At 41.8% G+C, this 12,547-nt stretch carries 11 protein-coding genes; 5 read left to right on the forward strand and 6 right to left on the reverse strand.

Annotation, left to right across the window (positions count from 1 at the left end):
* Positions 1-146: 146 nt before the first annotated feature.
* On the forward strand, positions 147-3,116 hold the full coding sequence (locus tag ACESM0_RS01085; RefSeq protein WP_372902786.1) for a TonB-dependent receptor: 2,970 nt from the start codon (positions 147-149) through the stop codon (positions 3,114-3,116).
* A 735-nt stretch (positions 3,117-3,851) separates the two neighbouring features.
* Here ACESM0_RS01085 and ACESM0_RS01090 read toward each other — a convergent pair.
* From ACESM0_RS01090 to ACESM0_RS01110, 5 genes are read right to left on the reverse strand one after another with little or no spacing between them, the layout of a single operon-like run.
* Positions 3,852-4,127: a Smr/MutS family protein gene (locus ACESM0_RS01090; RefSeq protein ID WP_372902788.1), complete on the reverse strand. Its 276-nt coding sequence runs from the start codon at positions 4,125-4,127 to the stop codon at positions 3,852-3,854.
* Between the two features lie 12 nt (positions 4,128-4,139).
* Positions 4,140-5,003, reverse strand: a complete 864-nt coding sequence (locus ACESM0_RS01095; protein WP_372902790.1) for a CHAD domain-containing protein — start codon at positions 5,001-5,003, stop codon at positions 4,140-4,142.
* 13 nt (positions 5,004-5,016) lie between these two features.
* A complete protein-coding gene (locus tag ACESM0_RS01100; RefSeq protein WP_372902792.1) occupies positions 5,017-5,328 on the reverse strand; it encodes a Dabb family protein in 312 nt (103 codons plus the stop codon).
* A gap of 33 nt (positions 5,329-5,361) precedes the next feature.
* Positions 5,362-6,660 carry an HU family DNA-binding protein gene (locus ACESM0_RS01105; protein WP_372902794.1) on the reverse strand — a complete coding sequence of 433 codons (1,299 nt, stop codon included), beginning with the start codon at positions 6,658-6,660 and terminating at the stop codon, positions 5,362-5,364.
* On the reverse strand, positions 6,653-6,946 hold the full coding sequence (locus ACESM0_RS01110) for an HU family DNA-binding protein (RefSeq protein ID WP_372902796.1): 294 nt from the start codon (positions 6,944-6,946) through the stop codon (positions 6,653-6,655). Before ACESM0_RS01110 ends, ACESM0_RS01105 begins: the two co-directional genes overlap by 8 nt.
* Before the next feature lie 189 nt (positions 6,947-7,135).
* On the opposite strand from ACESM0_RS01110, the gene ACESM0_RS01115 reads away from it, so the two are divergent.
* The 4 genes from ACESM0_RS01115 (at position 7,136) to yidD (ending at position 11,750) form a co-directional block, all read left to right on the forward strand.
* Positions 7,136-9,094 carry an aconitate hydratase gene (locus ACESM0_RS01115; protein WP_372902798.1) on the forward strand — a complete coding sequence of 653 codons (1,959 nt, stop codon included), beginning with the start codon at positions 7,136-7,138 and terminating at the stop codon, positions 9,092-9,094.
* Between the two features lie 123 nt (positions 9,095-9,217).
* Complete coding sequence (gene folE, locus ACESM0_RS01120) at positions 9,218-9,922, forward strand: GTP cyclohydrolase I FolE (RefSeq protein WP_372902800.1); 705 nt, start codon at positions 9,218-9,220, stop codon at positions 9,920-9,922.
* 63 nt (positions 9,923-9,985) lie between these two features.
* Positions 9,986-11,497 carry a cysteine--tRNA ligase gene (gene cysS / locus ACESM0_RS01125; RefSeq protein WP_372902802.1) on the forward strand — a complete coding sequence of 504 codons (1,512 nt, stop codon included), beginning with the start codon at positions 9,986-9,988 and terminating at the stop codon, positions 11,495-11,497.
* A 13-nt stretch (positions 11,498-11,510) separates the two neighbouring features.
* Complete coding sequence (yidD, locus tag ACESM0_RS01130) at positions 11,511-11,750, forward strand: membrane protein insertion efficiency factor YidD (protein WP_372902804.1); 240 nt, start codon at positions 11,511-11,513, stop codon at positions 11,748-11,750.
* Positions 11,751-11,809: 59 nt separating this feature from the next.
* Here the strand turns inward: yidD and ACESM0_RS01135 are convergent, their stop codons facing one another.
* The gene (locus ACESM0_RS01135) at positions 11,810-12,484 is read right to left on the reverse strand and encodes a hypothetical protein (protein WP_372902806.1); all 675 of its coding nucleotides are present in this window, start codon (positions 12,482-12,484) and stop codon (positions 11,810-11,812) included.
* Positions 12,485-12,547 lie beyond the last annotated feature (63 nt).

Here is a 12,547-nt window from a genome sequence, read left to right on the forward strand (position 1 = left end):
GATTGGGGCAGTATAAAAATTATTTTGGAAGCGCTTGCATTAACCAAAAATTGAGTTTTATTTATAGTTGACAAATCATCGGGAAACGGTTTACATTCGATGTTGCAAATAGCAAACCCCTAAATCATTAATTAAATCTGAAATCTATGAAAGATTGGATACGGAATTCAGTTATTCGATTATTCTCTCTTATGCTGATCGCGGGATTGGCCGGTGCAGAGTACTCGAGTGCTTCCAGCACATCTTACGACGAAATATCAACGGATCAGCAAATTGTTATTACCGGGCAAGTTGTTGATGCCGGATCAGGCGAGCCCCTTGCAGGTGTAAATATTGCAGTAAAAGGTCGTGTAGTAGGTGTGGCTGCTGATGCTCAAGGTGAGTTTACACTCAATGTAAATGACGATCCGCCCATTACTCTTGTGGTATCTATTGTAGGATATCGAACCCAGGAAATTGAAATTACGGAATCGAACGTATCTGATTTGAGAATCGAACTGGTTGAAGAGACATTCCTTGGCTCTGATGTTGTAGTGTCAGCTTCCCGGGTTGAGGAGAGCATTATGGAGGCACCGGTATCCATCGAAAGAATGGACATTCTGGCGATCAATCAGACCGCTTCTGATAACTACTATAAAGGTATTGCAAACCTGAAGGGAGTTGATGTAACAACCAGCAGTATTAATTTTCAGATTATTAATGCCCGCGGATTCAACTCCACAGGTAACACCCGGATGGTGCAGCTAACAGACGGAATGGATACTCAGGCTCCGGCGCTTAACTTCCCGATCGGGAATTTGAACGGACCTTCTGAGCTGGACGTAGAGAGTCTGGAATTTATTCCCGGTGCATCTTCTGCACTTTACGGGCCAAATGCGTTTAACGGAATCCTGCTGGTTAACAGCAAAAGCCCGTTTCGCTACCCCGGATTAAGCGTATTTGTGAGAAACGGTGTAAACCATATTGACAGTGATGGTGATATTGGGGAGCCGAACAATCCGCGCCACATGTTTGAGTCTTCTATTCGTTGGGCAGATACTGTGGGTGATCGTTTTGCTTATAAACTGAACTTCTCCTATAGCCAGGCAGATGACTGGAGAGGTATTAACTATTCTGATAAAAATTCCGACCTTAATTTCGCTAGTAATCCGGGACAAAATCCGGCCTACGACGGGGTACACCTGTATGGTGATGACGGTACATTCAATATTGGATTATTAAGTTTTAACCAGGATTTTGTTCAGGCAGTTACGCAAGGATTAATGCAAGCAGGTTTTTCAGCAAATGATGCTCAGCAGTTCGCGCAGAGTCTTCCATCACAACCGGTGGCGAGAACCGGATACAGAGAAGAGCACCTTGTGGATCACGATGCGGAGAATCTGAAGTTTAATACATCTTTGCAATACCGAATTACGGACAATGTTGAAGCGAGCTATTCAATGAACTATGGCTACGGTACTTCTATCTATAGTGGTGCTCAGCGATATAGCCTGAAGGACTTTAATATCCAGCAGCATAAACTTCAGCTGGACGGAGATAATTTTATGGTTCGAGCGTATGGAACTTTTGAAGATTCAGGAGAATCCTACATAGCAGACTTTGTCGGTTTTGCTGTTAACGATGCATATCTGGGAACTGAAGACTGGTATGCTAACTATGGTGGAGCTTTTATACAAGGCTTAGCACAAACGTACGCCGTAACTGAGCAAAGCACAACTTATGATCCTGCAGTAGTTCAATCTTTATTATCAGATCCAAATATTTTAGCAAACTTGCATAGTTCGGCAAGAAATGCCGTTGACGCGAATAGATTTATGCCGGGTACGCAACAGTTTGAAGCGGCTAAAAGTGCGGCTTTAGAAGGTACGGTTCCTGATGGAGCTCGATTTGATGACAAATCAAGATTTCTCCATACAGAAGGTCAGTACGACTTCAAAAACGAGATCGAATTTGCAGATGTTCAAGTTGGATTCAGTTACCGTCAATATCAGCTTCGATCGAATGGAACTATTTTTGATGACGGTGACGGAGGGGTAGATATCAGTGAATATGGCGGATATCTTCAGGCTGCAAAGTCTCTTTTCGACGACAGATGGAGACTGACCGGCTCCCTGCGTTACGATAAAAATGAGAACTTCGACGGACAGTTCAATCCTCGTATCTCATCTGTTCTGAAAGTAGCAGACGGGCATAACATTCGTACATCGTACCAGACAGGTTTCAGGAACCCAACTACACAGGGTCAATATATAGATCTGAATGTTTTGACTGCCAGATTATTGGGTGGTCTGCCTTATCTCGCTGAGAAGTACAATGTGACTGAGAACGGATACACCCTGGAGTCAGTAGAACAATTTACCAATGAATTTCTGAGTGGAAATCAGTTAGCTTATACAGAGCTACAATCCGGGCAATTCACAGAGTTCAATCCTGTTAAGCCTGAACAGATTCAATCCTATGAAATCGGATACAAAGGTTTGCTTGGAAACAGGCTTATGATTGACGCCGCCTATTACTATAACATTTATGACGATTTTATCGCACAGTTTAGGGTAAGACGCGCTGCAGGGCCAATCGATTTCACGGCTCAGGACCCAGCTGCGATTCAACAGAATGTGCAAACGGCAGCCTCACTGCTTTCCGGTGATGCGTCGAACACTTTCCAGCTCTACACAAACGTGGATGAGACAGTGAAGTCTCAGGGTGCTGTTTTGGGAGTAGATTACAGTCTTCCCAAAGGATTTCTGCTGAGTACAAACTACAACTGGAATCAGCTGGTAACCGACAGGGAAGACCAGTTTATCTTTGATTACAATACACCGGAGCACAAGGTGAATGTATCATTTGGTAACCGTCGTCTTACCGATCAGATAGGCTTCAACTTGACATATAGATGGCAGGAAGCGTTTAACTGGACATCCTCTTTTGCCAGCGGGCGAGTGCCTGATGTAAGCACGTTAGATGCTCAAGTCACATACAGTATTCCTGATATGAAAACGGTAGTGAAGGCCGGTGGTTCAAATATCCTGAATAACCGTCATTTTCTGAATTACGGCGGACCAAACCTTGGTGCGATCTACTATATCTCCCTGACGTTTGACCAATTCTTGAACTAAGTACTTGCATGAAATATTAATTTATTAAAAGAGGCCTTCGGGCCTCTTTTTTTGTTTTGTGTTTTCTGTAATTAATTACATCCGGTCTAATGTGTCGTGCCTTACGGCACTGATTAAAGGGTAGGGGTTATCCTTTTTCTACCCATGTTACGTGCCCAGGGGACGTTGAATCTAGGTTTTGACTCAATGACCCACCCATAGAAAGAACAGCTTAGTTCTGCTTTAGGGGTTGAGAAGTTTACTGCCGAGTGTGAACTTAATTACTAATTCATTGTCCCGTCAGGGACAACACATGTGTAGAAAAATAAAAGAGAGCAGTTTGGTAAATTCTGAAGGGATTGAAAATGGAATTAGAAGAAAATGTGATCTCAGAAATGGCTTGAATGCAACATAAGCCATACGTTGCTCCCCCTATTCAAACGAAATGAAGCACTACCATTGGTTTAACCATGAAATCCAACGTCTCGTGCCTTACGGCACTGATTATGGGGGTGGGATAATTCTTTTACTACCCATGTTACGCCCCCGAGTTGGACGTCGAATTTTGATTTTACCCTATGAGTATCCTTAAATAAACAGCTTAGATTTGCTTTAGGAGTTGAGAAGTTTACTACCGAGTGTGAATTTAATTACTAATTCATTGTCCCGTTAGGGACAACACATGGGTAGTAGAAAAATGAGGTCAAGAATTTATAAAGTCCCGCAGGGACGACTCAAATTACAGATTACTGCAAATTAAGGCTCCAAGTTCGCAATTGTAGCACCCCAGCCGCCACCTGATCCATCTGCAATCTGGTACCCGGTTACGTGTGGATTACGTTCGAGCAGAGCGTGGACACTTCTCCTGACATTACCAATTCCCTTACCGTGGATAAACCGCACCTGGTAGATCTCCTCTTCAAGGCAGGCATTAATGTACTCATCAATCAGTGTGGAGAGGTCTTCCGGCGCAAAGTAGTGGAGGTCCAATACACCGTTGATGGGAATTTCATGTGGTTCATCAGTATCCATAGATGTCAAAAATCAAACGGATGAGTGTTTATAAAATCTTTGCCCTTCAATAATAAGCTGTCGCTTCAATTCAATCTGAGATTTTTTTAAGTGATGAATCAATCGATTTACAGGTTTTGGCTTCAGATTCAGTGAGTGCAGCCAATGGATAAAGTTATTCAAATCCTGATCTTTTCCGAGTGTTTCACAGATCCGTTCTACATCCGGTTCGGATATATTTATACGGGTTTGTTGAGATCGCAAAAGAGCCAATTGATATTGAACATCTTTCAGCCGCTTCCGCCATTCATGAAATGGTCCTGAGAGTTCGGATGCTACAGCTTGTTTAAACGCCTGGTGACTTTTCCGGAATGAAATTTTAAAACCTTCTAAAATACATTCAGTATCAAATGTGTTTGAATTGATGAATGTTTTTAAAGACGAGTGACTGCTAATCTGAAGTTCAAGATTTTTAAAGATTTCATCTTTAACTACCAATTGATTTTCCAGCTGGTCAACTTGAGAACTGGCAATTTCTTTTATCTTGTGAAGTACTCTGGTGTCTACATTTTTAGAATATTCAGGTGTGATGTCTTCAATAAACATTCTGTAAACATGAATATCCCTCAGCTCTGATAAGGACTGCCCCCAACTTTTGAATGTGACGTTAAGCTTGTTTGAATGGTCTGGATTCCCGCACTTTTTAAGCAATTTTAAAAACGCCCGAAGTAACTTCAGGCGTTTTCGGGTAAGATGAGTGGATTCCACGATATCTCTATCGTGAAGCTGAACTGAGCGTAGCAGCTCAGTTTTCAATAAATCAGCTATAGTTAAAAGCTTATCATTGAGATGATCATCCAGTGAAATCTCAGGTATAATAAATGAAGGTTGCTCCAAAATCTTACTTAATTTATAAATCAACCTTATAGTCGACCGTATATCGGCTTTCAGCAACCTGTTTTATAAACTCTACAGCTTTTTTATGGTGTGCATTTCTGGTATACATTTGAAAATCCAGATCTGTTTCAAAATCACAAATTAGAACTACATCAAGTGCATCCGGGTCGTCCTGGTTAATCTGTATACCTACTTCAACATCTTTTATTTCTTCAATGTTGGTTCGAAGGCCTTCCAGAATGAGTTTCATCTTTTCGGCATTCTTCTCTTTGGTAGCGCCTGCGGCTTCATCTTGTAGTTTCCACATTACTATATGACGTATCATAGTTTCCTCAAATTTAGGATTGTTAATTTGGTTTTATCTCGTTTTTGCAAAAGTGAGATCTGCTTGATCAACGCTTGAAGCTGCGAGATCGAGCATTTCCGGTGAGAAGACCCCTACAGCCCAGAGGAAATATTTAGCCTCTTCCGGGTTGTTGGTTTTGGTCCATTGATATACGGCGAGGTATCCCTCTGCAACCTGTTCGAGCTCTGATTCCGAAAGGTTATCGGGATCAGAAATTACCGGTACAGTCAGGTCAGCTGAAACCGGAATGATATTTGGGCTGTCAATTTGATCAAGGTTTAGCCCATATATCATAGGCCATAGATAGGGATCCCCCAAATCAGTTTCTGAAATACTCCAGAGTGACTCACCTGAATCTACTGTATGAATCTCGGTTTCAGCCTGAGGTGCGGTCTCAGTCTCAGCCTCTGAGGCCGGAGGCTCAGTTTCTTCATTAGTTTCATTGAGCTCAGGGGCTGGTGTTACAGGTGCTGTTATCTGCTCTGGTTCAGATGTCAGCTGAGGAGTGTCATTACCAATATATTGCCTGGAGACAAGGAAGATGATAAAAATAGCCAAAGCGACGATTACGGCCGCCGCAGCGTAGGTCCAGTTAATCTTTTCTGAATCCTGAGCGCGCTTTGCCATTCTGGTTTTTTTACCTGCATTTAAAGCGGGCATATTTTGATCGGCCGGTAATTTTGGCTGAACAGCATTTGGCTCATCACTGCTTTTAGAACCTTTATCACTGCCTGTACCCACAGGAAAAGGATCAAACTTTTCTTGGTCTGGCTTGACCTCTTCATTATCATCCTGTTTTGAAGATTGCTCCGTCTTTTTCTCTTCATCGGAATCTTCGGCAGATTTGAGCTCAGACTTACCTTTTACAGGATTGGGGCGCTCTATCAAGAAGTCGTTGCCATCATCCGCTTCAGCTGAGGAAACGCCGACCGTTTTCTGAGTATTTTCTTCGAGATCATCAGATTTTTTGTCCGACGAATCTTTTGGCGATTCATCCAGAATCTGAGGCTCCATTTTAGAATATGGACGATTCACATCTTCGCGGAGTGCTTTGTAAGGCTTGAAGACAACTTTGTTCTGACCCGGAATGGTAATTTCTTCACCCGTTTGTGGGTTTACTCCGGGGCGCTCATTCATCCAGCGTAGTTCAAATTTTCCAAAACCTGAAATACTTACAGATCCGCTTTTCCTCAGTCCGGACTCGATAATATTAACGAGTTCACCGATAAAACTGTTTGTGGAGGCCTGGCTCTGTTTTGATTGCTCAGCGATGAGATCAACCAGCTCACTAAAAGTAATTTTTTCACTCATCTTCTTTTCCCACAAACTTTAGTTCATCTTTTAGAACAGATGAGGGGCTAAATTCAACAACCCGCTTTGGAGGAATGAGCATATACTTTTTATAGTGGGGACTGTATACTTTTTGAACTTCTTTCACTTTACAACCAAATGTTCCCAAGTCAGGAATTGTCACGCCGTTACCACGGGCAAGCTGACTGGAAAGTACGGAGATAGCATCTTCTAAAAGCTCTTTGGTTTGAGCTTTTGACTTGCCGGAAGAATCGGCGAGTTGGTCTATGAGTTCACGGTAAGTCATAACTGCAGATGATCAGTTTATTCAATAAACGAAAAAATTGCCGAAAATTCCTAACAAACTCAGAAAATGGAAGTTAACAGCATTTTATAGATTTCCAGTAAAAAAATAAAGCCATAACAATATCACTTTGAACGATATTTTATATGATAACCTTATACTATTCAAAAGGTTAATAAAAAAGTACTCTTTATGTCTGAAGCACTGAATGTTACCCAAAAGCTGATAGAATCACACTTGGTTGAAGGACAATTAAAACCTGGGGCGGAGATTGGTATAAAAATTGATCAAACACTAACGCAGGACGCAACCGGTACACTTGTGATGCTGGAGTTGGAAGCTATGGGGCTGGACAGGGCTAAAACGGAAATTTCTTGTCAGTATGTAGATCATAATCTTCTTCAAACTGATAATAAAAATCCGGATGATCATGTGTTCTTAAAATCTGCGGCTGATAAATTTGGAATCTGGTACTCTCGGCCGGGTAACGGAGTGAGTCATCCGGTACATACTGAACATTTCGCTACACCCGGCCAGACACTTGCAGGGTCTGATAGCCATACACCTGCATCGGGCTGTATGGGAATGTTTGCCTTGGGAGCAGGTGGGCTTGACGTAGCTTTTGCTATCGCTGGAGAACCGATGTATTTAAAGATGCCAAAAGTGCTTGGTGTGGAATTGAAAGGGAAATTACCCGATTGGGTCAGTGCCAAGGATCTCGTGCTCGAAATGTTGAGAAGATACGATGTGAAAGGAGCCCGGGGCTACGTTATTGAATACTTTGGTGAAGGCTTAAAAGAGCTTAGTACAATGGATCGGCATGTGATTGCCAACATGGGTACTGAAATGGGTGCTACAACTACGGTTTTCCCTTCTGATGATGAAGTACGCCGTTTCATGAAGCAAAATGATCGCGAGGATCAGTGGAGCGAATTGAAAGCAGATGAAGGAGCGTCTTACGATGATTATGAGGAATTGATTATGGACGAACTGGAACCAATGATTGCCCTTCCAAGCAGTCCGGGTAATGTCGTACCTGTTTCAGAAGTTGAAGGTAAGCCGATCTATCAATCGTACATCGGTTCGTCTGCAAATCCGGGATACAGGGATTTTTGGATAACTTCAGAAATTGTAAAAGATCAGCGCATCCATGATGATGTAAGTTTAGACGTTAATCCAACATCACGACAGATAATCGAGAATATGGTTAAGACCGGGGTGATGCTTCATTTGGTGCAGTCAGGTGCACGAATACACCAGGCGGGATGCAACGGCTGTATTGGAATGGGACAGGCGCCAGCGAGCGGTCAGAATAGTTTAAGAACGGTTCCGCGTAACTTTCCGGATCGATCGGGTACTAAAGAAGACTCCGTTTTTCTGGTAAGTCCTGAAACGGCAACTGCTTCTGCATTGACCGGCGAAATCACGGATCCGCGACGGCTTGAAGAGCTGTTTGATATCAAGTGGCCAAAGTACAGCGACCCTGAAGATTACATTATCAATAAAGACATGCTCCTGGCACCCTCAGAAAACGGAAAAGAGAAAGAGCTTAAAAAAGGACCGAATATCTCAACAATGCCCGACTTTGAAGAGCTCTCCGATTTTGAAGTTCCGGTGCTCTTAAAAATGGGAGATGATATTTCGACAGATGGTATCCTGAAGGCAGGTGCAGAGGTATTGCCTTTCAGAAGCAATATCCCTGAAATCAGTAAATTTTCGTTTACAGTTATAGATGAATCATTTTATGACCGGGCCATTGAGGCAAATGAAGAATATGAAGGGCATGTAGTTATTGCGGGTGAGAACTATGCACAAGGTTCAAGCCGTGAACATGCAGCAATTGCTCCAAGATATTTAGGGCAGCGTGCTGTTATTGCCAAAAGTTACGCCCGCATAGGGTGGCAAAATCTGGCCAATTTTGGTATTGCTCCTCTCGAATTTATCGATGATGATGACTACGAGTCAATCGATCAGGGAGATATTCTAAAAGTTGAGGATATCAGGCAGCAGCTAAAATCCGGAGAAAAAATAACGGTTAAGAACGTTACGAAAGACAGTGAATTTACCGTACGACATACATTGAGCGGGCGGCAGTTAAAATCGCTGTTGGACGGTGGAGTAATTAATACTTTTAAAAAAGAAAAGGCTTAATTTGAACCGTTATGATAGCTTTTAGTGATGTGTCTCTATCGTTTCATCTATTATGATATTGAAACAGGAACCCGTAACTTTAAAGCTGAAAAAAAAGATATTTATACACAGATTTTTTAATCAATGAGTAAAGAAAAAAATGCAGTCGGTTCACTGGAACTAGACCATACAGAAGCAGACGAAATTGGAGATGATCACATATCCACTTCTGTTAAAACACCACTTAGAGAAGACGCTTTTGAATTAACGGATGGCGAAAAAATTGAAGTGATTGAAAAACATTTCGCCAAAATTATGGAAGCTTTGGGATTAGACCTGAACGACGAGAGTTTAAGCGGTACTCCCCAACGTGTTGCCAAAATGTACGTGAAGGAAATTTTTAAAGGCCTGAACCCTAAGAATCGTCCGGATGCCAGAAAATTTGGCAACAAGTATGAGTATGGCGATATGGTTGTGGTAAAAAATATTAATGTAACTTCTTTTTGTGAGCACCACTTTTTGCCATTCATTGGGAAGGCTCACGTTGCCTATTACAGTACCGGCAAAGTTATCGGACTGTCTAAAATTAACCGGGTGGTGGATTATTATGCCCGGCGTCCACAAGTGCAGGAACGATTGACATTGCAGATAGCAGATGAGTTGGAAACTGCATTGGAATCGAAGGATGTGGCTGTATTTATCGAAAGTAAGCATTTTTGTGTTTCTACACGTGGAATTCAAGACAGGGAAAGCAGTACGGTTACTACTGATTACAGAGGCCAATTCAAGGATGAGATAACTCAGCAACGGTTTATTGATTATATTAAAACTCAAACCGATATGGCCTGATACCAAATCGTTCGGTTAATATTTTAGGATAATCAACAATTTCAGGATCTTTAAAAGATAACAATGGCACAGAAGGAGCAATCAAAACTGCATCTTTACAACAGTTTATCACGAAATAAAGAACTGTTTGAACCGATCAAGCCGCCTTTTGTTGGTCTTTATGTATGTGGTCCAACCGTTTACGGAGATCCACATTTAGGACATGCCCGGGCAGCCATCACTTTTGATATTGTTTACAGATACCTTAAGCATCTTGGATATAAAGTTCGATATGTTCGGAATATTACAGATGTAGGACATCTCGAAAATGAAGAGGCTGAACAGGGAGAAGACAAAATTGCTAAAAAAGCCCGTCTACAAGAGATTGAACCGATGGAAGTGGTTCAGACCTACACCATAAAGTACCATGAAGGTATGGATGCACTGAACTGTATTCGGCCAAGTATCGAACCGACGGCATCTGGCCACATCATAGAACAGATTGAGCTGATTGAAAAAATTTTGGAAAACGGATTCGCTTACGAAGTAAATGGAAGTGTCTATTTCGATTTGATGAAATATCGTGAGAGTAACGACTATGGAACACTTTCGGGCAAAGTTCTGGAAGATTTACAAGTTGGCAGTCGCGGCACTGAAGGAATGGAAGAGAAGAAAAGTCCGTACGATTTTGCACTCTGGAAAAAGGCGAATCCGGAGCACATCATGCGATGGCGTTCACCATGGAGTGTTGGATTTCCCGGCTGGCACCTCGAGTGCACCACGATGAGCACGAAATATTTGGGAGAAAAATTTGATATTCATGGCGGCGGGCTGGACTTGCAGTTTCCTCACCATGAAGCTGAAATAGCTCAGTGCAGAGGCGCTCACGGCCACGATCCGGTGAACTACTGGATGCACAACAATATGGTGACCATAGACGGTTCCAAGATGAGTAAAAGTGCCGGAAACTTTATAAATCTGGAAGAGCTCTTTGGCGGTGACCATGTAAAACTGGATAAAGCGTATGATCCTATGGTAGTGCGCTTTCTTATGCTTCAGAGTCATTACAGAAGTAAAATAGACTTTTCAAACGAAGCACTTGCTGCTGCAGAAAAAGGTTATCAAAAGCTGATGAATGCCGTAGATACCCTGAACAAAATGGATCCGCCCAAAAACGGTACTGATGGAAAAATAGATAATGAAATTCTGGACGCTTGCAATCGTTGTCATTCAGCCATGAATGATGATTTTAACACGGCTCTCGTTCTTGCTGCACTCTTCGATTTGAGCAGCAAAGTGAATGCACTCCACAATGGTCAAATCAATAAATCTGAACTATCTATTTCTGCATTTACATCTCTTTCCAAAACTATGAATGAGTTTGTATTTGACGTGATGGGCTTGAAGGCGCACACCAAATCAGACGATAGTAAAACGGATGAGCTGGTTCAACTTCTGATTGAAATTCGTGCTGAAGCTCGAGAGAAGAAAGATTTTGCCACATCTGATAAAATCAGGGATGACCTTTTGGAAATTGGGATCCGTTTGAAGGACGACAAAAGCGGAAACACCACCTACGAATTTAATGCTTCATAGTATCCAAAAAGTCTTGAAATGGATTTTTGTAGGTCTGATTAAGATCTATCAGGCGATTTTGTCTCCCTTTATGGGTCCAAGCTGCAGGCACGTACCAAGCTGCTCTAACTACACAATTGAAGCCATTGAGGAGTGGGGAGTTTTGAAAGGTACTTGGCTGGGTATAAAACGAATTTCGAAATGTCATCCATGGGGTAGTTCAGGATACGATCCGGTACCGAAAAAAAAGGATGATGACGACGGAAGTTTATAATCCAACGTCTTTAAAATATAGCTTGGCCGCTACTTTTTTTTAAATGTTTAAGAAGCATTTTAATACCAATCTATATCTCTGATTTCAAATAAGTCTTCATCAGAGGGGTCTGTATTGATCAATATTCCGCCGACGGCCAACAGTGGCTTACCTTCTAAATAGGAAAGACAGGAAGTGATGATTTCCCTGATTTCATGTTTAATCTCATCATATGTTATTTCAGTAGCAGTTATGACTTGGTCTTCTGAATTGGAAAGTTTTTTCCAATTTTTTCGAAGAAGATTTTTCACCTCCTCCTGTTGATAATCATACTGTGGCTTTTTAGAATTCTCATTATTTTTTAATGTATTGAGTGCTCCTATGACTGAACCGCAACTTGAAGTATTAAGTTGTTGCCCGGCCCGGTGTACTTTTCCGATTTCACCTTCTTGAGTAATTCCAACATGAGGTCCATAGACAATAAAAGCACCTCCATTATCTGGTATATGGCTTGAAAAAGCTTTAAAACCAGTCTTGCCCGCAAAAGGGATTCCTGAAATACCCCCAAGGATAAAAGGCCCAAATGTTTCAAAATATTCATCTAGCTGATGAAGACTCTGATTAACTTCGTCACTACAAACCGAGGTTGCCCAAAGTGTATTTTTTTGGTTTAAGTTTTTTTTAGATAGTTTTTCTAGTACAAATTCTTGGAGTTTGGGAATGGGTACTGCTCTAGGGAAATAGTTGTCTATCATTTTTACTTATTAATTAGAAATAGCATCTAAATTTAAAGAAAAGGCAAGTCAGTTTCATTGAGC

Origin of the sequence: Rhodohalobacter sp., from assembly GCF_041686455.1 — a bacterium.
GTDB lineage: Bacteria > Bacteroidota > Rhodothermia > Balneolales > Balneolaceae > Rhodohalobacter.